The 23,761-nt window shown below is 32.4% G+C and carries 21 protein-coding genes; 14 read left to right on the top strand and 7 right to left on the bottom strand.

Annotated features, from left to right (window positions below):
- Positions 1–49 precede the first annotated feature (49 nt).
- Positions 50–238: a hypothetical protein gene (locus tag CN692_RS03060; protein ID WP_098117579.1), complete on the top strand. Its 189-nt coding sequence runs from the start codon at positions 50–52 to the stop codon at positions 236–238.
- A 535-nt stretch (positions 239–773) separates the two neighbouring features.
- Entirely contained in the window at positions 774–1,610 is an 837-nt protein-coding gene (locus CN692_RS03055; RefSeq protein ID WP_098117577.1) for a protein-glutamine gamma-glutamyltransferase, read from the top strand.
- A gap of 222 nt (positions 1,611–1,832) precedes the next feature.
- Here CN692_RS03055 and CN692_RS03050 read toward each other — a convergent pair whose 3' ends face one another.
- Entirely contained in the window at positions 1,833–2,312 is a 480-nt protein-coding gene (locus CN692_RS03050) for a PaaI family thioesterase (RefSeq protein ID WP_098117575.1), read from the bottom strand.
- A gap of 268 nt (positions 2,313–2,580) precedes the next feature.
- Positions 2,581–2,943, bottom strand: a complete 363-nt coding sequence (locus CN692_RS03045; protein ID WP_098117573.1) for a Clp protease ClpB — start codon at positions 2,941–2,943, stop codon at positions 2,581–2,583.
- Between the two features lie 371 nt (positions 2,944–3,314).
- On the opposite strand from CN692_RS03045, the gene CN692_RS03040 reads away from it, so the two are divergent.
- Positions 3,315–4,097 carry a class I SAM-dependent methyltransferase gene (locus CN692_RS03040; RefSeq protein WP_098117571.1) on the top strand — a complete coding sequence of 261 codons (783 nt, stop codon included), beginning with the start codon at positions 3,315–3,317 and terminating at the stop codon, positions 4,095–4,097.
- A 190-nt stretch (positions 4,098–4,287) separates the two neighbouring features.
- Here the strand turns inward: CN692_RS03040 and CN692_RS03035 are convergent, their stop codons facing one another.
- Both CN692_RS03035 and CN692_RS03030 read right to left on the bottom strand, forming a co-directional pair.
- On the bottom strand, positions 4,288–4,683 hold the full coding sequence (locus CN692_RS03035) for a hypothetical protein (RefSeq protein WP_098117569.1): 396 nt from the start codon (positions 4,681–4,683) through the stop codon (positions 4,288–4,290).
- A 5-nt stretch (positions 4,684–4,688) separates the two neighbouring features.
- Positions 4,689–5,024, bottom strand: a complete 336-nt coding sequence (locus CN692_RS03030) for a TM2 domain-containing protein (protein WP_098117567.1) — start codon at positions 5,022–5,024, stop codon at positions 4,689–4,691.
- 331 nt (positions 5,025–5,355) lie between these two features.
- Between CN692_RS03030 and CN692_RS03025 the strand changes: the two genes are divergently transcribed.
- The 3 genes from CN692_RS03025 to CN692_RS03015 all read left to right on the top strand — a co-directional run bounded on the left by CN692_RS03025 (position 5,356) and on the right by CN692_RS03015 (position 9,694).
- Positions 5,356–5,901 (top strand): DUF1572 family protein, encoded by a 546-nt coding sequence (locus CN692_RS03025; protein ID WP_098117564.1) that lies wholly within the window; start codon positions 5,356–5,358, stop codon positions 5,899–5,901.
- Between the two features lie 284 nt (positions 5,902–6,185).
- Positions 6,186–7,925 carry an ABC transporter ATP-binding protein gene (locus CN692_RS03020; RefSeq protein WP_098117562.1) on the top strand — a complete coding sequence of 580 codons (1,740 nt, stop codon included), beginning with the start codon at positions 6,186–6,188 and terminating at the stop codon, positions 7,923–7,925.
- A complete protein-coding gene (locus tag CN692_RS03015) occupies positions 7,922–9,694 on the top strand; it encodes an ABC transporter ATP-binding protein (protein WP_098117560.1) in 1,773 nt (590 codons plus the stop codon). Before CN692_RS03020 ends, CN692_RS03015 begins: the two co-directional genes overlap by 4 nt.
- Positions 9,695–9,864: 170 nt before the next feature.
- Here CN692_RS03015 and CN692_RS03010 read toward each other — a convergent pair whose 3' ends face one another.
- On the bottom strand, positions 9,865–10,494 hold the full coding sequence (locus CN692_RS03010; RefSeq protein WP_098117558.1) for an NUDIX hydrolase: 630 nt from the start codon (positions 10,492–10,494) through the stop codon (positions 9,865–9,867).
- Positions 10,495–10,810: 316 nt separating this feature from the next.
- Between CN692_RS03010 and murI the strand changes: the two genes are divergently transcribed.
- Together murI and CN692_RS03000 are read left to right on the top strand one after the other, a co-directional pair.
- Positions 10,811–11,584, top strand: a complete 774-nt coding sequence (gene murI / locus CN692_RS03005; protein ID WP_098117556.1) for a glutamate racemase — start codon at positions 10,811–10,813, stop codon at positions 11,582–11,584.
- Positions 11,585–11,706: 122 nt separating this feature from the next.
- Positions 11,707–11,901, top strand: a complete 195-nt coding sequence (locus CN692_RS03000; RefSeq protein ID WP_098117554.1) for a hypothetical protein — start codon at positions 11,707–11,709, stop codon at positions 11,899–11,901.
- 21 nt (positions 11,902–11,922) lie between these two features.
- Here CN692_RS03000 and CN692_RS02995 read toward each other — a convergent pair whose 3' ends face one another.
- The gene (locus CN692_RS02995) at positions 11,923–12,138 is read right to left on the bottom strand and encodes a hypothetical protein (RefSeq protein ID WP_098117553.1); all 216 of its coding nucleotides are present in this window, start codon (positions 12,136–12,138) and stop codon (positions 11,923–11,925) included.
- Positions 12,139–12,839: 701 nt separating this feature from the next.
- Positions 12,840–14,540, bottom strand: a complete 1,701-nt coding sequence (locus CN692_RS02990; protein ID WP_098117551.1) for an Rqc2 family fibronectin-binding protein — start codon at positions 14,538–14,540, stop codon at positions 12,840–12,842.
- A 438-nt stretch (positions 14,541–14,978) separates the two neighbouring features.
- Here CN692_RS02990 and CN692_RS02985 point away from each other — a divergent pair, with 438 nt between their 5' ends.
- The 6 genes from CN692_RS02985 (at position 14,979) to priA (ending at position 23,626) form a co-directional block, all read left to right on the top strand.
- Positions 14,979–17,648, top strand: coding sequence for a calcium-translocating P-type ATPase, SERCA-type (locus CN692_RS02985; RefSeq protein WP_098117549.1), 2,670 nt, complete (start codon positions 14,979–14,981; stop codon positions 17,646–17,648).
- Between the two features lie 147 nt (positions 17,649–17,795).
- A complete protein-coding gene (locus CN692_RS02980) occupies positions 17,796–18,665 on the top strand; it encodes a YicC/YloC family endoribonuclease (protein ID WP_098117547.1) in 870 nt (289 codons plus the stop codon).
- A gap of 151 nt (positions 18,666–18,816) precedes the next feature.
- Positions 18,817–19,434, top strand: coding sequence for a guanylate kinase (gene gmk / locus CN692_RS02975; RefSeq protein ID WP_098117545.1), 618 nt, complete (start codon positions 18,817–18,819; stop codon positions 19,432–19,434).
- A 3-nt stretch (positions 19,435–19,437) separates the two neighbouring features.
- Entirely contained in the window at positions 19,438–19,650 is a 213-nt protein-coding gene (rpoZ, locus tag CN692_RS02970; RefSeq protein ID WP_098117543.1) for a DNA-directed RNA polymerase subunit omega, read from the top strand.
- Positions 19,651–20,024: 374 nt separating this feature from the next.
- Positions 20,025–21,230 carry a bifunctional phosphopantothenoylcysteine decarboxylase/phosphopantothenate--cysteine ligase CoaBC gene (gene coaBC, locus CN692_RS02965; protein ID WP_098117541.1) on the top strand — a complete coding sequence of 402 codons (1,206 nt, stop codon included), beginning with the start codon at positions 20,025–20,027 and terminating at the stop codon, positions 21,228–21,230.
- Positions 21,227–23,626 carry a primosomal protein N' gene (gene priA, locus CN692_RS02960; RefSeq protein WP_098117539.1) on the top strand — a complete coding sequence of 800 codons (2,400 nt, stop codon included), beginning with the start codon at positions 21,227–21,229 and terminating at the stop codon, positions 23,624–23,626. Before coaBC ends, priA begins: the two co-directional genes overlap by 4 nt.
- The last annotated feature ends 135 nt before the right edge of the window (positions 23,627–23,761 follow it).

The raw sequence follows: 23,761 nt of genomic DNA, 5'->3' as shown, positions 1-23,761 counted from the left end.
TTTGTTTGTTTTTTGCTGAAATTTTAGATAGGAAGAAAGTGCAAATAAAATGATGGGAGCTGCAATTAAATTTGAGAGGAGTGCAAATATACAAGAGATGCAAATAAAAAAGGCGAAAGTGCAAATAAAATGGTGGGGGCTGCAATTAAATGAGAGAGGAATGCAAATAAAAAAAGAGGTGCAAATAAAAAAGGTGAAAGTGCAAATAAAATGGTGGGGGCTGCAATTAAAACAGTGAGGAGTGCAAATAAAAAAAGAGGTGCAAATAAAAAAGGTGAAAGTGCAAATAAAAATATCAAAAGTGCAATTAAAATCATAAAAACTGCAAACAAAAAGTTCAAAAGTGCAAATAAGTTCTAGAAAAGCTCGAAGAAATATGAAATAGTTTGATAAAGAATGTGTGGAAAACAAATAAACAGTAGGAAAAGTAATTAAAATTGTACAATCTCACACAAAATGGCTCCATTTTTATAATAATTTTGGATTTGAAATTACAATCTTAGGAGAAATAGCAGCTGTTGTCGCTCAACGGTAATAATAAATAAAATAATCTTATTATGTGAACAGAATGCGTGTGTTAAACAAGATGATAAGGAGCAACTGTGACGTTATTCATGACTAACTTTTCATTGAAGCTTCAGTTACTATTTAAATTTGTGCTAAACAAAAAAGTACCACTGGGACGGTCCTCGGCGAATATACACTTCTAAGCGTTGTTTGAATATGATGGGTGTATATGGAAATTAATACTTGATGTTGAAAAGAGGTATATTATGGATCATTTTTCGGGGACGTCCATTCAACAAACTGACACAGGACCATCAGACAGTGTTGTTAAAATGTTAATTCAACGGATAAATGAAGATCAAACAGAACATGAATATCGATCGATTAATGAGTTTGAAAGTATTTTGCGAAATAATATCATTTTAAGTGCAAGAGCTATGTATCAAAGTAGGATAAATTTTGCAGTATTTGCAAAATCTCGATGTAATCCAATGTACTGGCAATTAATGGGTACCGGAGGGTTTCTATTAAGGCAAGGTGTGAAACCTTCTGACGCGATTAAAGATATTTTCATTAACAGTCCATATTATGCTTTTGAATGCGCAACGGCAATGGTCATTATCTTTTACAATGCGGTCCTAAATCTTATTGGTGAAAACCTATTTAATCAAATTTTTCAAAACATCTATTTATATGGCTGGCACGCTGATCCTGACTTAGGAATAAGTGCACAATATGCCCCTATTATTCCTGGAGATGTCGTATATTTTAATAATCCAGATTTTTCTTTTCTAACCCCTGAGTGGAGAGGAGAAAATGCCGTTGTTTTAGGAGATGGTACGTTTTTCGGGCACGGATTAGGGATCATGCCAGCTGAGCAAATAATTTTTAATCTAAATAGAATGAGAAGACCAGGAGCATTCCGCTCAGCCTACCTGACAAATTCAGTTACAAGACCTAATATTAATCAATTGGCCAAATTATCGAATTGGCAACGAGACTCTTCGTTTAATAAACAGAAGAGCATAGTCATCCATCATAATGAAAGTTCGATATCATTTGATTATTATAAGTACTTGTTAAGTTTGTTTACAAATATTTAATAATAATTTTGTCTATGAATCGACTACTTCGGTGGTCTTTTTTTATGGAACTGAGAGGACAAATGTAAAATAGTCATAAGCATCTATTCGATCAGTGACAATGATCTTTATTAGGAGTTATTTAAGAAAATTAGTTTAACAAGCCACTTTCCTAAATTTAAAAAAGCTAAGAGGCCTTCTCTTAGCTTTTTCATATTTGTGGTTTGAAAAGATGTAGTTTTTTTATTTGATAAATGTACTAGGCATTACAACGAGAACTACCTCTCCGCGAGCACAAAGAATATCGTTTGCAAATAGTTCTGTATGAACTTTCCATCTTTTAGGATGGATTTCTTCGACAGTTCCAATTGCTTTTAGTGGTACATCTTGTGGAGTTGGAGCTACAAATTCCACATTGAGTTTAGCAGTAACAAATCTAGGTGGAATTGATCCATCACCAATTTCATTCCCATTCTTACGGTGTAAAGCAAGTGCGGCAGACCCTGACCCGTGGCAATCAATTAATGAGGCAATTAGCCCACCATAAATAAAACCTGGAATTCCTATGTATTTTGATTCAGGTGTAAAGACCGTAACCGTATTATCACCTTGCCAACCAGTTCGAAGATGGTGACCATCTTTATTTAATCGACCGCATCCATAACACCAAGCGAAATCATCTGGGTAAACATCTTGTATTGCTTTTTCAATTATTTCTTCCATCATTTATCCTCCTTAATAATGCATAAGTAAATCCAACGAAATATGAGCGTGGGCTTTGTCATGTTGTACTTTAAATATATATAAGGTCTTTCTAATACACAACGGTTTACTGATAATCCTGCTAATAAATGATAAGATTAGAACTTTAATTTTTGCTTTCAGAGAATTAAAGATTAATAGCTTACTTTATTTACTTTTTTGCGTATTTAAAAACGCAACAGTCTTTTACACACATTTAAGTTTTTTCTTTTTAATTAGCCCCTCAATTTTATGATTCACTTCCATTAGTCTTATACCTTAACCATTTGTCTATCTCACTTTTAATAAATCTTTCTTGGTCATCGATTTTTAAATAAGGTATAAACTGATACCTGTCATAGGCACCACTTTCTGATGCTCTTGCTTTCGAAATGACATCTTCTTCAATTATTTTGTCAATTGAATCCACACTAATATTTAAATATTTAGATAGGTCCTTTTTTGTCATTAAGGTATTAGGTGAAATTACTTTTTGTTGTAACAACGTAATATCTTTTACAGTAGTTGTTACAGTATGATTAAACAGGATTGCAGCAGATACTATTGATATTCCAAGGATTAATGCAGTAAAAATATAAGTCGATTGTTTCATATAAACGCTCCTTTTCTAGTAAAAATATCCAATAATTGTTAGTTTATTTAGTATAATTCTTAGATTTTTTTAATCTAAATTCCTGCTTGATAATAAATATAAATTTTAAGCAATTTAAAAACACGTACATAATCGCATAAAATGAACGTCTTACTAGCATGTTGAACTATTAAATATAAAACTAGGTTCTGTTAAAGTGAAGTAGCATAAAACATATAATTCCTTATTCTATGAAAACCGTTAATTGCTCATCCTCTATTCGCTATATTGCATTTTAGTTCAATTTAGATTTACTAAATAAAAGAAGGTATTTCTATTACAGTAAGGAATATTATCTAATTCGGTATATGTATAAAGGAGGTCTACTTTTTATGAAACTAATTGATCCTACAACTCATATGGATTGGGTAGCACCACATTCTATTGAGTGGTATAAGCAACTTGCTAACTTATATGGAGAATACTCCTATACTTGGGATTCCACACTAACAGAGCCAAACGTAGAGACTAATTTTATAGAAGAAGTTACACAAATGATCGTTAATAAAAGGGTGTTAGATGTCGGATGCGGACACGGGGAATTCACTCTTATTTGTAGTTCAATTGCTAAAGAAATTGTGGGTTTTGATGTAACAGAGGATTTCATTAAAAATGGAAATAAGAACAAAAAACAAAACGTATTTTTTGTGGTTGGTAATATTAAAGATGGCCTGCCTTTTGAATCGGGTGAATTTGATTGTGCATACAATCGAAAAGGACCTACAACTGCATATCTCGAACTGAATCGTGTAGTAAAAAATGGTGGGAAAATTCTTGGGCTTCACCCTGGTGATAATTTAGGATCTGAATTACCCTTGTTATTTCCTAATCTATTTGAATCCAATTCTGAAGGAACACCAATTTTAGATAATTTAAAGGAAAAACTTAATCTTGGCAGATATGCTTATTTCGAGATTCAAATTGTGAAAAGTATTGAATTTTTGCACACACCTAATGATGTTTTTAAACTACGCTGTTTTGGACAAAAACCAATAATATATAAGAGTTTAATTGAAGAAAATTATTCGAAAGTAAAACAAATATTTGAACAAAATGCTACTAAAGATGGGTTACCAATTACTTTTTCTCGTTACATTGTAAGAGCAACTGTTTAATTAAAATGAATAGATTCTTTATTTTACTAACTACTACGACTAATTAGAGACCACCTTAATCGACTTCTTACTATGAAACTAACACAATGTACTAGTTACATAAAAGGACATTACACATTTATTCCAAATAAAATGTGTAATGTCCTATAAATATCTATCACTAAATTTTTACTTGTTTCATTTTTTACTCTTAAGCATTTCTAGTTTCTCGAATATGATCCAAAATAGACTGTTCAACCGTCTCATTGAAATCATTTATTCTTGTATTCAAGAAGAATGCATCGATCCAGCTCCACAATAAGGAGCATGCTGTTAAACCTAGAAAAATATAAAATAATAAATTAATTGTATCATTGTATAATAAAATAATAATTGCAGTTAAAGGTAACATGATTGATAAAAACATTGCACTACCATATTTAAAGTCTTCAGTATAGAAACGATGTGCTCCCCAAAAATGAAGTCCTGCCCATAAACCCCAAGCAGCTTCTTTGTTTTTCATTTTTTTCAACATTTCTGTTTCTAAAAATCCAAGTTCTTCTAAAGTAAGATCTTTTTTATTAAGATTACTTTTGAATTTAATCATGAAAATTACTCCTTAGCAGAAGCGATTTCTGAATTTTTCTTAGCATTTTTAATTAAACGAATTTCAGAAATGATTTCATTTTCAATTTTTTCATTTGTGTTCTTGATCATTCCATTGATTAAGAATAAATCAATTAATGTCCAAATTCCTAAACCACCTAATGTTAGTAACATTGCAACAGCAGAACCTGTTTTACCTAAATAAAAACGGTGTCCACCCATACTGCCTAAAAATAACCATAATATCCATGTTGCTCCAGATGACTTCTTCTTCTTAGTCATTTCTGAACTTAAAAGCTGTAAATCTTCAGATGAGAGATCTTGTTTTTGTAAAATAGACATAAAATTTCCCCTTTAATCAAATTTTAATACAAATATAAATTATACACTAAAAATGTAACATTTTGTAATTAATTTAAAAATACGGAAATAAATCAAAAAAATTTAAAGATTCTAATTAATGATGAAGTATTAAAAGAACACAAATGGTTTATTTCAGTTTACTAACGCTGTTTTATATATAATAAAATAGGATTTATTAACATTTGATGATGGATTAAATGTCTAATTATTTTAAAATAGATAAATCAAAATATTTGATTTATTAATTAATAAGTTTTTATACTTTTCATACAATTGAAGAGAATGAAACTATTGAATTGGAGGGGCATGTATGTCAATCGCAAAACAATTTCTTTCAAATAGTTTAAAAGAATTCCAAGGAATAAAAAAGCTAGGTGATCGTTCTATAGATCAGTTGGATAATGAGGAGCTTCATTGGCATCCAACTAGTGAATCGAATAGTATTTCCATTATTGTTAAGCATTTAAGTGGTAATATGATCTCGAGATTTACAGATTTTATGACGACAGATGGTGAAAAACCATGGAGAAATCGTGATGTTGAATTTGAGGGCAATTACAAATCTAAAGATGACCTATTAACTGATTGGAATAAAGGGTGGAATGTTGTTTTTAACACAATTGAGAGTTTAAAAGAAGAGGATGTACTAAAAACGGTTAAAATACGTGGTGAAGAACATACCGTGTTACAGGCAATACATAGGCAAATAAGTCATTACGGTTACCATATTGGTCAAATTGTTTATATTTCTAAGCAAATAAAAAATGAGAAATTTACTAGTTTAAGTATTCCAAAAGGAAAATCTCAACAATTTTTAGAATTCAAATTAAATGAAGCGAATAAATCTACGACTTAAGTTGTAGATTTTTTTAATGTTTATAAGCTTAATCGAGTATGAAGATTCAGTCTATTTAATGAAGAAATTGATGGATTGAAAGATTAGAATGAATGTAGGGTCAGTTAAAAATAAAAGTATGGGGCACTAGGATAGTAGGGAAATTGTCCTGGGATTTCTTACTAATCGATAAAAATCTCATCCTTTACTTTTAAAAATAAGTTACCTTAATACTGGTAAAAATTTTAATAGTGAAAATAGTTCGAAAATATTGTAAAATGTTACAGGTTAGGGGGATGCAATAGATGAAGATATTAATCGAAACAGTTAATCATTTTAAACCATATTGGAAAGTTTTATTGGTTGCATTTGTTTGTTCATTAATTGCTGGGGCGTTTGCAATTATTCCGCCGATTTTGACTGGTAAAATAGTCGATGAAATTGTAGGCGGTCCAGATTCTAAAGTTATATTATATTTAATTCTTGGGATCATGTTCTCATTCTTATTTAAAGTTGGGTTTGAATCTTTACAAGAATTCATTCAAGTAAAGATTGGTTTAGACGTAATAACAGATATGCAATTACGTGCATTTACGAAGCTTCAAAAAGCTCCGATGGCTTTTTTTTCGACTACACCTCGAGGTGATATGTTATATCGCTTGACGCACGATGTTGAGTCGGTGCAGAACTTAAATAATACAGTTATTCCTCGTTTTATACAACAAGTAATTGCGGCGATTGCAGCATTTATAGCGGTTTTTCCATTGTATTGGCCAGCTGCTGTTGTCATGTTGATCGTTTTTGCAATTTATTTAGTTCCTTCTTTTATGATTGGTAAAAAGGTTCGAAAAATGGGTGCTATTGCTCGTGATATGAGTGCTGATTTATATAATCATACACAGGAAAGTATTGAATCTGTCCGTCTAGTACGTACATTCCAAACGCAGGATAAAGAAAATAAAAAAATAGAAGATAAGCTGACTGTTTGGAAAAGGTTTGCGATTCGTTTGGCCTTAATAGGGAAAGTAAATTGGCGTTTAGGAAATGTGTTTAATAACGGTGCGCCAGGAGTCATTATGTTAATGGGTGGCTATTCGATCTGGCAGCACGAAATTACGGTTGGTACATTAATTGCTGTACTAGGATTTATACCAACAATGTTTATGCCAGTTCGCTCATTAGCAGAAAATGCATTAACGATTCAACAAGCTATTCCTGCACTACAAAGAATTTATGAGTATTTTGATTTACCTGCAGAACAGCCTGACGATTTACCGAAATTTGGTGAGGTAAATGGGGATATCGAAGTGGAAAATGTTCGATTTACTTATCCTAACTCAACAGATGAAGTATTAAAAGATATTTCTTTCTCGATTAAAGCTGGTCAACATATTGGAATTGTTGGTACTAGTGGAGGGGGAAAAAGCACGTTAATTCAGTTATTACTTGGTTTATATCAGCCTTCTTCAGGAACTATTACAGTTGATAACAAAGATTTATCTACTCATGATTATCAATCATTACGCAAAAATATCGGCGTTGTATCACAGGAAACTTTCCTATTAAATAATACATTAAAACAAAATTTACTATACGCGAAACCAAATGCAACAGATGAAGAACTGAGTTTAGCTGTTGAAGCAGCAGATTTATCTGATTTAGTTGAATCATTACAGGATGGTTTTGAAACGATTGTTGGTGAAAGAGGGTTAAAATTATCAGGTGGTCAGAGACAACGCGTTGCACTTGCTAGAGCAATTCTTCGTCATCCACCAGTCTTAATTTTCGATGAGGCTACTTCATCATTAGATGGAGAAACGGAAGAGAAGGTTCAATCATCACTTGAAAAATTGATTCCAGGTCGAACAACAATTACAATCGCACATCGACTTGTGACAGTAAAAGAGACAGATTGTATTTTGTTATTAGACCGAGGTTGTATTGCTGAACAAGGTACTCATGAAGAATTACTATCACTAAAAGGTCAGTACTATCAATTATATATGGCACAATACAGTGAACTTGAAAAGGAGAGTGCTGTATGATGCAAAATAATTCAAAAAAAATAGGCGATGGAAAACGAGTCATTAACTTTTTAAAACCTCATAAAAAATGGGTATTTGCAGATTCGTTTGTCATTGCTTTAAGTCAAATTTGTGCGGCATTAATTCCAACATTAGGAACAGGCTGGTTAATAGATCATATTCTTCCTAATCACGATAATGCACTGCTATGGGGATTAATGTGGTTACTTGTTATTGCGGCGATACTTGATTTAATTTTAATGGTCATTGACGAGTACTTTTGTCATCATATTGCTAAATCCGTTACGAATTGGCAAAAGTTACGCTTATTTAAACATTTGCAAATATTGCCTTATTCATATTTTCATCAATCAAAATCTGGAGAATTATTAGCCAGAGTTTCTGACGATCCAGATACACTTCACAATTTTTTAGCATGGGAAGGCTCTACTTTTATGGCTTCCGTGCAAGGCGTTTTTATTTATAGTATTGTATTACTTTGGATTAATCCTTATTTAATGATTACTAGTGTTGTACTAGGTGTATTATTTTACTGGACTTCAAACAAAGTCGGAGCACGTACTAGAATTGCATCCGCTAAAGCAAGAACAGAGGCTTCACGTTATTTAGAAAGATTACGTGAATCAGTAACAGGTATTCAGCTTTCAAGAATTCTAGGTGCAACAGATTATGAGATTCAAAGTGTGACTGAAATTCGTAAATCCTTTATAAAGGAATCGATTATTGAATTAAAAGCAAGAATGCAATCAATCGTTGTAATTGGTAGTTATAATGGCTTTGCTTTAGCGGCAGTCTATTTCATAAGTGTACTACTCATTTCAAATGATCAAATAACAACTGGTCAAATGTACACTGCGGGGGGACTTGTAACAATTGCAGCTAATGAAATTCAAAGAATGTTAAGAAACTGGTTATCTGTCAGAAGAACCGGTCCAGCATTAGATCGATCTGAAAAATTATTAGCAGAGGCAGTTTCTCAATTTGAAGTACAAGAAGGAGAGTGTCTAAATTCTGTTAATGGATTAATTGAATTTAAAGATGTAAAGTTTGCTTATCCTACGAAGGAAGAATTTGTGTTAAATGGGTTGTCATTCCATGTGAAACCAGGAGAAGCAGTTGCTGTAGTAGGACCTAGTGGTGCTGGGAAATCAACAATAGTAGACTTGTTATTAGGTTTCTATCCTTTAAATGATGGAACAATCGAAGTAGATGGATTACCGATTGATAAAGCAAATGCTAAGTGGTTACGTGAATCGATTGCATTTGTTTCCCAGGATGTACAGCTTCGTAATGGAAGCTTAGCTGATAATATTCGAATAGGAAATGATTTAGTGACAAATGAAGCGATGATTCAGGCTTTGAACGATAGTGGATTATCTGACTATCTTAGTTCCTTACCAAATGGATTAGAATCGTCAATTGGTGAACGTGGTGCACTTTTATCTGGTGGTCAAAAACAAAGATTATCTTTAGCAAGAGCATTAGTTAAAAACTCTCCAATTCTAATTTTAGATGAAGCAAGTTCAGCTTTAGACCCAATTACTGAATTACAAATAAATGAAGCAATTCAAAAGCGAAAATCTAAACAATCTGTAATCGTGATTTCACATCGATTATCTACAGTATTAACAGCCGATCGAATTGTTGTACTAGAGAACGGGAAAGTAGTTGAAGAAGGTACGCATCACTCGTTATTAGAAATTGAAGGTGTATATTCAAGACTATTTAAAAGAGAAGCTGAAACCGGAGAAAATGTAATAAGTGTGTAAAACTAATGAAAGCAAGCGTCAAGAGGTTACCGAACAAAATAGTAGACTTTATTTCTTTTTTGTAAAAGAAATGGGTGCTCATCGTTTTACGGTTTATAAACATTTAGTAAAAATATGAAAAAAGCAGTCTCTATCGTCTATATTAGACTTCCTGAGACTGCTTTTTTTACTTAATAATTTTTAAGTTGTTTATTAATTAATTCAACTACATCAATAAGATAATTATTTTCGTGGGAAACAAACTGATTTTTATCTACAGCTTTTTGAATCGAAATTTTTTCATCAGCTTCAGTTATTTGAAATCCTTCAACTAAAATTGTATCTCTTAAACCATGGGCGAACTGATAAAAATGATTAAAGTCAGCTTTCACGATCCCAGAGACTTCTTCTTTTTGAAGATTGAAATTAGTAAAAGGTTTATCGCTTTTTAGTAAAAATACATGACTTAATTCATGATCGATAATTGTTTCTAAAATAATTGAATTTTTTATAATGCCAAGAGAGATCACATCATCCATTTTTACTTCTATTCCAAGTTCCTCTTTAACTTCTCTTAAACCATCTTCAACTGTTTCAGTAAATAATAAGTGACCAGCAGCCGTAATATCAAATAAGTTCGGATAATCTTTTTTGTTGTGGCTACGAATTTGAAAATAGATTGAAGCTTGTTCATTTTCTACACTAAGTAACCAACAATGAAAAGTTTCGTGCCATAATCCTTTTTTATGTACTTCACTTCGAGGTGCTACTCCTATATGTTTACCAGATTCATCAAAAATTTTAAGTAATTCATCTTGCATTTAATTTACCACCTTGTATTTGATCTTGAACCATGTACTTTATTATAAAGATAATTTTGGTAGGATTGAAATAATTTAATTAAAAATAGTTTGAAGGGAGAAATTTAATTGATTACGATAAGAACAGAAAATCAACCAGTACGAGTAAACGTGCTATTGAGTCGAGTTAATTATTTTCTGAAAAGTTTACATTCTACCATAATTAGGTTAATTTAGTATTAGATATTTGTGAATTTTGTCCTTATAAGGGAATGTTATTATTTGTAGACATATTCACAAAAGACTTCATTAAATTAAAATTATTAGGTGAATTAAAATGAGAATAGCTTTTTTTGACTCAGGAATTGGTGGGTTAACTGTCTTAAATGAGGCACTAAAAAAATTACCAAATGAAGAATTTTTATATTTTGCAGATACGCTTCACGTTCCATATGGGACTAAGTCTAAAGAAGAGGTAAGTGCATTTGTAAAAAAATCAGTTGAAATGATTATTAAAGAAGATGTGAAAGCACTAGTGATTGCTTGTAATACGGCGACAAGTATTGCAGTAAATGAATTAAGAGAATTGTATGACTTTCCAATTATCGGTATGGAGCCGGCTGTAAAACCAGCCGTTGAAATGAACAGAACAACTGGAAAGCGAGTATTAGTGTTTGCTACGCCACTAACGTTAAAGCAAACAAAATATAATGAGCTTATTTCAAGAGTGGACGACCTTAGTATTGTAGACTCACTTCCATTACCAGAGCTTGTTCATTATTGTGAGGAATTAAACTTTGATGAAGATCTAATGATTGATTATTTTAAAAGTAAACTTTCATTATTTAAGATTGAGCAGTATGGAACGATCGTTCTAGGCTGTACCCATTATCCGTTTTATAAAAACATATTAAAAAAGATTTTACCTGAAGATATTCAAATCGTTGATGGAAGTAATGGTACAGTAAAAAGATTAATCCAATTACTTGGTGAAAAAGACCAGTTATCTGAATCTGGTCAAAAAAATATAAAATTTATGTGTTCAAACAATGATCAAGACTATATTGAAAAGACACAAAAGGCGTTAAACTATTTACAAAATGAAAGATAAGCTTTAGTTAGCTTATCTTTTTTTTGAATGACTATTTTTAAATATAGGACTACTGTTGATACTTAACGAATAATTGTTATTGTCTATCTTTTTACTAATTGGAAAGGAGTGACTATGAATAAATGGTTAAAGTAAAAGATGTATTAATGTATTTCGGTGTCATTACGATGCTGTTTTTTGCTGTATATTTAATCATTAAATATATAAGAGAAGATGAAATTTTTACAAACTTAATTGTTGGTTTTTGTGTTGGACTTGTCCTATTTTTAGGATCATTACTTTTTAGAAAAAATGATAAAATGCAAATAAATAAGTAAATATGTTTAAATTTCGTTAGATTATGAAAGTAACATATGAATTAAAAAGAGAAACATAATAAAAATAATATATTTATAAATTGATTGAACAGAATTTTTTTCTATGAAAATTAATGCTACTAATGTATAAATGCAAATCAAAGCGAAGAACATATTTTCTGACAGCTGCAAGAAAAATTGCAAAATCGTGAATCCAATTACTACTAATAAATGAATTTGATCTTTATTATATTTCATAATGTAGACTCCAAAAGTAATTTTATTTTTACTTTATTAAAAGCTTAATAGAAATATTACAATGTGACTTTGGCTTTGCATGCTGTTAAAAAGAACCTGTCAATGTAAATGAAGTTAAATGAGGTTGATTTCCACTACAGGATTCTCGCTTTCCATGGGGCGAGACCTGAGCATTCCCGCATTTCCCATAGGAGTCGAGCACCCTTTCGTTCCAATCAACTTCTTTTATAAAAAAGTATACAATTTAGAACTTAACAATTAACCTTTACTTAGCGAAATTCGAAATTAAATCTCTTATCTATGACAATTTTGGTAGATCGCTTCTTATATACAAATCATTTGAATTTTTTCATCATGCGATTATTATTCTCGATATTTTTATATTTCTTTATTAAATCTGTTTGTAATTCCTCCAAATACTCGGAAATATCCATATCTTGCCTCCGATTTACTGTATCTTAAATGCGAAAATCATTTAGTTTAAAAACTTTTGTGGACCATGTTTTTATACTTTAAATAGTTGTTAGTTATCTTAATTTTAGAATTTACTAAGAAAATCGCATAGGTATTATCATCCGAATTCACTATAAATCGGTACCTAACTTATTTGACAATAAAAATGACAGACCTATAGTTTACTATCTGGTCTGTCATTTGAATAATTAAGTTCGATTTTTCTCTACCCAAGAAGTATAAACTTTTTATTTCTTCAATTTTAAAACGAGTTCCTCATCAGGAGTCACATACACAGTATTGTTTTGTTCGTATATAACAAAACCTGGTTTTGAGCCACTTGGTTTTTTTACGTGGCGAATTTCAGTGTAGTCAACTGGTACCGAGCTTGATTGGCGAGCTTTGCTAAAATATGCAGCGATAATAGCAGCTTCCTTTATGGCATTTTCACTTGGATCCTTAGCACGAATGACTACATGTGAGCCAGGGATATCTTTTGTGTGAAACCAAAGTTCGTCTCTACTTGCAAGTTTATTCGTTAAATATTCATTTTGTTTATTGTTTTTCCCTACTAATAGTTGTTCACCAGTAGAAGAGATGTATTCATCTAACGTAACTTTCTGTTTATTCGACTTTTGTGCTTTTTTCGATTTTTTCTTTCTTATATAACCAGTCTCCACTAGTTCTTCTCGGATTTCTTCCAAATCACGTGGGGAGGCAGATTCGATTTGTTGAATAACTGTTTCTAAATAGTCATTTTCTTCGGTTGTTAGTTTAATTTGTTCTTCGATATGTGTTACTGAATTTTTAAGCTTAGTGTATTTTGTGAAATAAGCTTGTGCATTTTCAGATGGTGTTTTTAATGGTGATAAAGGTATGACCATTGTGCCACCGTTTTCGTCATAGTAATTAACTACTTCGATTTCTTTCATGCCTTTTTGCATTGCGTACATATTTGCTGTGAGTAATTCGCCTTGTAATTGAATTTTATCTGCTTTATCAGTATCTTCAAGACTATTACGTAGCTTTTTAATTTTTTTCTTGTTTTTTGTTAGTTCATTTTGTAATAATTTTTCTAAATCTCCGCTTTGCTGTTTCACTCGGTCACGTTCAGCCTTACCGAAGTAATAAACATCTAAGAGCTCACTTAAAGATGGGAAAACAGTTTGCTCAGCTTTTAAGTGAGATAAATTTATGAAATAAAAAAGTTCTTTTGTTTCTAAGCGGAAAAGTGAAGGCGTAAACTTTTCCAATTGGATTTCATTCATGATTGTTTTAAATGAATCATAGACATTTGTAGTTCCTAAAAAGACAATTTCATTTGCAAGTAATGGTGAGATTCCAGAGAAATTTTGAACGATTGCTTGTGCGGGTGTCTCATCATTTTGATTGATTAGTTTATTAAATTCATCTTCAGATATTACTTGGAATGGATCTAGTTTTTCTTGTTGAGGTGGAGAAATATAAGTTGCTCCTGGTTGTACAATTCGATGACGGTTAACAGCCATCGGTACATGCTTAATACTATCCAAAATCATTTGTCTTTCTTCATCAATTAAAATGATATTACTATGTCTACCCATTAATTCAATGATTAAAGTTCTGTATTGTTCATCACCAATTTCATTTCTACTACGAACTTTTATGTTAACAATTCGCTCGCGCTCTAATTGCGTAATACTTTCAATGAATCCACCATTTAAATGCTTTCTTAAAAGCATTGTAAACATTGATGGTTCTGAAGGGGTATCGTAGTTATGATTTGTAAAATGGAATCTTGCGTAGCTAGGATGAGCACTTAATAAAAGTTTGTAATTTGCCCCGTTTGCTCTCACGGTTAGAAGTACTTCATAGTTACTTGGTTGTACTATTTTTGATATTCTACCAGTTGTTAGTTTAGAAGCTACTTCATTGGTCATAGCTCCTGTAAAAAGTCCGTCAAAAGACATATGTATCACGTCCTACTCTTATAAACACTAATTTTATTTTTATTGATTAAATAATGTGACTAAATATCAATGAAAGAAGAATGTTGATTTCTATTTTTGAAAGTGCAAACTACTCAAGATTAGGATATAGCAAGAGACTTATTTCACTTTTCCTAACGTTACCACCCTAAAAGTACTCCTCAAAATATTAGCAACATTCATTTCAGTTCACACTTCAACTTTATTCATTAACAGAGTCATAACCCAAAACTATGTAATCATAAAATTTATCAAGAAATTAATCATACAATATTTTATTTAGTATTGTCACAGTTTTAAAAGGTTAAAAGATAGATTTATTTTCATCATTATATCATTTATTAGGACGAGTCTGAATATGCTTTTATGAGAGGTAAGGGGGACAACTTACCTAATGTTTAATTAGGGGTGAACTATAGTATGAATTTTTATCGGATGAGAGCGGAAGAAGTCGTAGAAGTAACAAATACAAATGTTTCCTCCGGTTTAACTGATGAGGAGGTAAGGCAAAGGCGAGCAACTTTTGGTACAAATGAATTAAAGGAATCGGAGAAAACTTCCAAACTCGTTTTATTTTTAAATCAGTTTAATGATTTTATGGTATTTGTACTATTAGGCGCAACGATTATATCAATCTTTTTGAAAGAAGTTGTAGATGCAGTCGCAATTTTGGCGATTGTGTTAATTAATGGGATTTTAGGTTATTTTCAGGAAGCTAAGGCAGAGAGATCATTAGAAGCGCTAAAGGAATTGGCCGCTCCACAAGTAAATGTCTTGAGAAATGGGCAATTTGTCAAGCTACCTTCAAGAGATTTAGTTGTAGGGGATATTATTAAGTTTTCAAGTGGCGATCGGATTGGTGCTGATATTCGCATAATCGAAGCATCAAGTTTATACATAGAAGAATCAGCGCTTACAGGTGAGTCGGTTCCAGTTCAGAAAAGATTTGAATCAATTCAGTTAGATGATATTGGTATTGGTGATCAAGATAATATGGGCTTTATGGGAACGCTTGTTACGCGTGGAAATGGTAAAGGTGTTGTTGTTTCAACTGGAATGAAAACAGCAATGGGTCAAATTGCGAATTTACTTCAAAATACAGAAACGATTGTGACACCGTTACAAAGACGACTAGAACAATTAGGAAAAATATTAATCGTACTTGCATTGTTCTTAACAGCTTTAGTCGTATTTATAGGAGTTTATCAAGGTAATGAATTATATCATATGTTTTTAGCGGGTGTGTCTTTAGCGGTTGCTGCAATTCCAGAAGGCTTACCGGCGATTGTAACAGTTGCGTTATCACTCGGTGTGCAACGGATGATTAAAAAGAAAGCGATTGTTCGAAAGCTTCAAGCGGTTGAAACATTAGGTTGTGCTTCTGTCATTTGTTCAGATAAAACGGGAACTATGACAGAAAATAAAATGACTGTTACAAATATTTGGTCGGGTGGATCGAGTTATGAAGTAACTGGAAATGGATATGCAATTAATGGAGAATTTACTAGTAAAGAACGAACAATCAATCCGACATTAAATAAACAATTATTTCAAACACTTGTATTCGGATCAATTTGTAGTGACGCTGAGTTAATTCAAAAGAAAAAAGAAATCGTATTAGATGGGGACCCAACTGAAGGTGCGCTTGTTGTTGCAGGTTATAAAGCGGGGATTGACCGAGAATATATAAACTCGAATTTCACTAGAGTACATGAGGTCCCATTTGATAGTACACGGAAAATGATGACGGTAGTTGTGAAAAATCGTACTGGCGAGCAGTTTGTTATTACGAAGGGTGCTCCTGACGTATTACTTTCTAAATGTAATACAATTTTATGGCATGAAAGGGAAGAGCAATTAAATACGTTTAGACAAAACGCTGTAGAAAGTACAATTGAAGCCTATGCAAATAATGCTCTCCGTACGATTGCGATTGCTTTTAAACCATTAAAAGCAACAATTATTGATGAAAGGGAGCTCGAAAATAATTTAACTTTTATTGGTTTGCAAGGGATGATTGACCCTCCAAGAGCAGAAGTTGCACAAGCTGTACAAGAATGTAAAGAAGCAGGAATTAAAACGATTATGATTACTGGTGATCATAAATTAACTGCTTCAAGTATCGCTAGAAAACTAGGGATATTAAGAGATAATGGTAGAGTAGTAGAAGGAAAAGAATTAGATGCATTATCAATCGAGCAAATTCAGGAATTCGTTGAAGATGCTTCGGTGTTTGCCCGAGTTTCTCCTGAGCATAAATTAAAAATTGTTAAAGCGCTTCAAGCAAATGGACATATCGTAGCAATGACTGGCGATGGTGTAAATGATGCACCAGCAATCAAGGCAGCAGATATTGGAATATCTATGGGGATTACAGGAACAGATGTAGCCAAAGAAGCTTCGTCATTAGTTTTACTCGATGATAATTTTGCGACAATAAAATCGGCTATTACAGAAGGACGTAATATTTATAGTAATATTCGAAAATTCATACGGTACTTATTAGCTTCGAATGTCGGTGAAATTTTAGTAATGTTGTTTGCGATGTTATTAGCTTTACCATTACCACTAGTACCAGTACAAATTTTATGGGTAAATTTAGTAACGGATGGTTTACCGGCAATGGCATTAGGTGTAGATTCTGCTGAAGACGATGTGATGAAAAGAAGTCCTCGCTCATTATCAGAAGGGATTTTTGCAAGAGGGTTAGGTTGGAAAATCATTTCGAGAGGATTTTTAATTGGATTTGTCACGCTATTGGCATTCATTATCTCCTATAATCAGCATCCGAATCAATTAGAATACGCTCAAACAGTAGCATTTTCAACTTTAGTTTTAGCACAATTAATTCATGTATTTGATTGTAGAAGTGAGCGTTCTATTTTCCATCGAAACGTATTTGGAAATTTATATTTAATTGGTGCTGTTATTATTTCGATGTTATTAATGTTAGTCGTAATCTATTATCCTCCATTACAACCTATTTTCAAAACGATTCCAATTGTGGGTAGAGATTGGTTCCTAATAGGCGGACTTTCATCGATCCCAACTTTTATGCTTGCTGGAGCTTTATTTACAAAGAAAAAATAATTTAAGAACAAAATGGATAACCAATTTAAAATATGTTATAATTCCTAAAGGTAGTAGAGGTACGCTCTATTACCTTTTCTCTTTTACATATTGAATAAAATTTGGTAATTAAATTAGAGAGAAAATTAGTGTATTGGAAGTGGAACAATGGTTGTAAGTATGACAGGGTATGGTAAAGCCATTTTGTCAAATGAACAGTACAAAATACATATTGAAATGAAGGCAGTAAATCATCGATATTTAGAGACAATCGTTCGAATGCCTAGACAATTATTAGCATATGAAGATGCAATTAAGAAAATTGTAGCTGAATATACTAGTCGAGGTCGAGTTGAGGTTTTTGTTACAATTGAAGGTTTGTTACAACGTACATTACAAATAGATGAAGGCTTAATTCAACAATATAAAAATGCGATTGAAAATCTTTCAGGTGAAAAACAAAATGAATCTACTTATAATCCAATTGATTTATTAAAGTTACCTGAAGTAACTACAGTTAGTGAAGTAGAACAAATAAATGATAATTTTGAAGAATTATTATTAACGACTACCGAAAACGCATGTAAACAATTTTTTGATGTTAAGTGTAAAGAAGGTAGCCAACTAGAAAAAGATTTAATAGAAAGATTATCAGCGATTGAAGAATGTAAAAAACAGATTGCTGAGTATTCTCCTCAAGTAGTGAAATCATATCGAGAAAAACTTCAATCTAAATTGGCAGAAGTTGAATTAACTACTGTAGATGAGCAAAGATTATTAACAGAAATCATGCTATTTGCAGATCGCTGCGATATTTCTGAAGAATTAGTTCGACTAACTAGTCATTTAGACTTATTTAAAGAAACTTTGCAATTAAAAGAATCAATTGGTCGTAAACTAGATTTCATCGTACAAGAAATGAATCGAGAAGTTAATACGATAGGTTCAAAAGCAAATTCATTGGATATTTCAAAACAAGTAGTTGAAATGAAAAATAATCTTGAAAAAATTAGAGAGCAAGTTCAAAATATTGAATAATGTAAAAGATTTGTTTATAGTTGCAAAGGTCCGGTAACAATGTGAATTAGAAGACTAATTAATTTTATTAATTGACTCTAACACAAGATAAAGAAATAGATTGACCTTTAATTATTTAAACTGTTTAAGAATTAGAAGGGTAGGGTCATAAATGAGGCATGAAAGAGGTTTATTAATCGTACTTTCTGGTCCATCTGGAGTAGGAAAAGGTACGGTGCGTAAAGCTATTTTTGAAAATAAGGATTTAGATCTACAATATAGTATTTCAATGACTACGAGAAATCCTCGTGAAGGCGAAGTAAATGGAGTAGATTATTTCTTTACAACAAAAGAAGATTTTAAACAAAAAATTAATGATAATAAATTCCTTGAGTGGGCAGAATTTGTAGGTAATTATTACGGAACTCCAATTGATTATGTTGAAAAAACATTAACAGAAGGAAAAGACATTTTCCTAGAAATTGAAGTTCAAGGTGCACTGCAAGTTAAAAAAGCATTTCCAGAAGGAATCTTTATTTTCTTAGCCCCTCCAAGTATGAGCGAATTACAAAATAGAATTGTAACAAGAGGTACTGAAACTGAAGAAATCATCATGAATCGTATGAATGCAGCAAAAGAAGAAATTGAAATGATGGATGCATACGATTATGTAGTTGAAAATGACCAAGTTGAATTAGCTTGTGAGCGTATTAAAGCAATTATTTTAAGTGAACATTTAAAACGTGAACGAGTTGCAAATTATTATAAAAGAATGATGGAGGCCGAATAAACTATGTTATATCCTTCGATTGACCGTTTATTAACAAAATTAGACTCAAAATACACACTAGTAACAGTTGCATCAAAGCGTGCTCGTGAAATGCAAGTAACTAAAGATACTCGTGTTGAAAAACCTGTATCTGACAAATTTGTAGGAAAAGCATTAGAAGAAATTAATGCTGGACTATTATCTTATAGAAAACTTGAAGAATATAAAGAAGACTAATATTTAACTGTGTGATGAGGCTGTCCCAAAACATTTGCTAATATCCATATGACTGAAAGGACAACGTGGTGTTTTAACACTTCCTTAAAAAGTTTCGTGGTGACTAGTCAGATGGGGACAGTCTTATTTTTACGTTTTAAAGTATAAAGTGGCAGCAAGGATCATTCTCGACGAAGGTTCCTCATTCTAGGAATTAAGATAAAGGCAACTTGCCTTTGATTTCGACGATAAGGCTCGCCAGTTGGCGGGTTTTCTTTATATAAGCCTTTAAGATTTATTTAAAACATATTTGTGGTATCTTAGACATAGAACATCAAAAAGAACTATTTTTTGACATTACATAGAAAGTATAAGATTTGAAAGGGTGAAGGTGAGTGGTACAGAAAAAGATTCTCCTATGTGTTACAGGTGGGATTGCGGTCTATAAGGCAGCGGCACTTACAAGTAAACTAGTACAAGCAGGATATGACGTTAAAGTAATGATGAGCCCATCTGCAACTGAATTTGTGACACCTTTAACGTTTCAAGCTTTATCAAGAAATGATGTATATATAGATACGTTTGATGAAAAGGATAGTTCTAAAATTGCACATATTGATTTAGGGGACTGGCCAGATTTAATTATTGTTGCTCCTGCAACTGCTAATACAATTGGAAAACTTGCAAACGGTCTTGGTGATGAAATGATTCAAGTAACTTTACTTGCTGCAACAAAGCCAGTTTGGGTCGCGCCAGCTATGAATGTTAATATGTATAATCATCCAATTGTTCAAAAAAATATGAACACTTTGAAAGAAATCGGACATCGATTTATCGAACCTAATGAAGGATATTTAGCATGTGGTTATGTGGGGAAAGGTAGATTAGCAGAGCCTGAGGAAATTGTTCAATTTGTAAATGAATATTTCCAAAGAGATGTTGGGTTATTAAAAGGAAAAAAAATAATCATCTCCGCTGGACCGACAGTAGAAAAAATTGATCCAGTTCGATTTGTTTCAAATCACTCAACAGGTAAAATGGGTTATAGTATTGCAGAAGTTGCAGTCTCATTAGGTGCAGAAGTAATTTTAGTATCAGGTCCATCTAACTTAACTCCACCTGAAGGGTGTACATTTATCCAAATTGAGTCTGCTGAACAAATGTTTGAAGCGATCTGGTCACAGTATGATGAGGCTGATGTTGTCATAAAAACAGCAGCAGTAGCTGATTATACACCTTTAATTTCGTATGACCAAAAAGTAAAAAAGGTTGAAGGTGATCTTTCAATTTCGTTTAAACGGACGAAAGATATACTTTTAACTTTAGGCCAAAATAAAACACATCAAATTTTAGTAGGGTTTGCTGCAGAAACAAGCCAAATAGATGAGTATGCAAAAAGTAAACTGATAAAGAAAAATGCTGATATGATTGTTGCAAATGATGTAACAAAAGCTGGGGCGGGTTTTGGGTCTGATACGAATATTGTAACAATTTTTAAGCGAAATGGTGAAAGTAAACCGTTACCTAAAATGAGTAAAAAAGAAGTAGCTAAAGAAATATTACTTGAAGTGCATCACTTACTAAATGAGGTAGAGAGATGACATACGCATCAGTTTTAGTTGATGTATCAGTCAGACAAACTGACCGTCCTTTTGATTATAAAGTTCCAACTAGTTGGGCGGATGCAATTCAGCCGGGAATGAGAGTAATTGTTCCATTTGGTCCAAGAAAGGTTCAAGGCTTTGTTTTGTCCATAAAGGAAACAACTAGTTTAGAAAAGGTGAAAGAAATTGAAGAAGTTCTTGATGTAGTGCCAGTTTTAACTGAAGAGCTTCTTCTTTTAGGTTCGTATATTTCTGAAAAAACACTTTGCTTTTTAATTTCTGCTTATCAAGCAATGCTACCTACAGCAATAAAAGCTGTATATAAAAAACATGTTCAGGTAAGTACAGAAGAAGCTTATGAGCAGCTAGTTCCTGAATTAGCAAATCTATTCTCCCTAGTAAAAAGAAGAGAATGGCCTGAAGTAGAAAGTCTTGTAAGTAATATTTCTTTAGTTCAACGTGCTGTTAAAGATGGTTTGCTTGAAATTGAATATGAAGTAAAAAATAAAGCAAATAAAAAAACCGAACGTGTTGCTTCACTTTTAAAAGTGTTAGATGAGGAACTTCCAAACAAAATTTCTCCACAGCAAATGGACATTATTGAATATTTACGTATGAATGGCGAAGCAAGTGTGAAAGAGTTAAAAGAATGTCTTGTCATCACTGACTCTCCGATTAAGACTTTGGAGAAAAACAATGTTATTTCAATTAAAACGGTTGAAGTTTATCGAGATCCTTATGTAGGAAGAGAAATTGTGAAGTCTCAGCCGTTACCACTGCTTGCAGAACAACAAGTGGCATTTGAGCAAATTGTTTCTTCCTTTAATAATAAAGAAAATAAGATCCATCTTTTAAATGGTGTAACGGGTAGTGGAAAAACAGAAGTTTATTTGCAATCGATCCAAGAAGTACTATTGCAGGGGAAGGAAGCAATTGTATTAGTACCAGAAATTTCACTTACCCCACAAATTGTAGGTCGCTTTAAAAGCCGATTTGGTAATGATGTGGCAGTATTACACAGCGGACTATCAATTGGTGAGAAATATGATGAATGGAGAAAAATTCAAAGAAAAGAAGTGAAAGTAGTAGTTGGTGCCCGTTCAGCTATTTTTGCTCCATTTGAAAATATTGGAATAATCATCATTGATGAAGAACATGAAACGACATATAAACAGGATGAACATCCAAGATATCACGCTAGAGATATTGCTATTTGGAGAGGTGAATACCACCATTGTCCAGTAGTATTAGGAAGTGCAACCCCTACGCTTGAATCATTTGCTAGAGCAAGCAAGGGAGTTTACGAACTAAATATAATGTCAAAAAGGGTCAATCATGGTCCTTTACCTGAAGTCGAAATCGTCGATATGAGAGAACAACTAAGAATTGGTAATCGTACGATGTTTTCTACCGCTTTACATGAAAAAATAATTGATCGATTAGAAAAAAAGGAACAAATCATCTTATTTTTAAACCGTCGAGGCTATTCTTCATTTGTAATGTGTAGAGATTGTGGTTACACAATTCAATGCCCCCATTGCGAGGTTTCCTTAACTTATCATAAACATAATCATCATTTGAAATGTCATTATTGCGGATATGAAACTTATATGCCAAAGCAATGCCCTTCTTGCCAAAGTGAGCATATACGTTTTTTTGGAACAGGAACACAAAAAGTAGAAGAAGCCATTACAAAAGCTTATCCAGAAGCAAGAGTAATCAGGATGGATAATGATACAACTAGCCGTAAAGGTGCACACGAAAAAATGCTTAAGCAATTCGGAAATGGTGAGGCAGACATATTATTAGGAACCCAAATGATTGCCAAAGGACTTGATTTTCCTAATGTAACATTGGTAGGTGTTTTAGCAGCAGATAGTTCACTTCATTTACCAGATTTCAGAGCAAGTGAACGTACTTTTAGCTTATTAACACAAGTAAGTGGAAGAGCTGGTCGACATGAAAAACCTGGTGAAGTAGTCATACAAACATATTCTCCAGAGCATTATAGTATTGAATTAGCGCAAACTCAAAACTATGTTGCGTTTTATGAAGAAGAAATGAAAATTAGACGCTCGTTTAGATATCCACCGTTTTATTATTTAGTTTTAATCTCAATAGCACATAATGATTTAATAAAAACAGTAAAAGTTAGTGAACAAATCGCAAGCTATTTAAGAGAACATTTATCGGAAAGTTCTATTATACTTGGACCAGTCGCGTCGCCAATCGCAAAAATAAAAGACCATTTTCGTTATCAATGTATGATAAAATACAAATCTGAGCCTGCACTATACGACGTACTAAACCGAATTCAACAATATTACCAAGATGAAACAGACAAATCAAAACTACAACTGACAATCGACTTTCAACCTACTATGTTTATGTAACGAAAAGTGGAGCAAGTTTGCCCAGCTCTGAAAGGAATATCTCCATACAGCTGAAGAAGTGGCGGTTTTTCCACTTCGAAGATGGATGGAATATTACCGAAGAGCTAACTTGCGGAACTAGACACCACAATAAAC

Origin of the sequence: Bacillus sp. AFS002410 (assembly GCF_002556365.1) — a bacterium.
Lineage (GTDB): Bacteria > Bacillota > Bacilli > Bacillales > Bacillaceae_G > Gottfriedia.
Note: the sequence above shows the minus strand (reverse complement) of the source record. Positions and strands in the feature narration are given on the sequence as shown.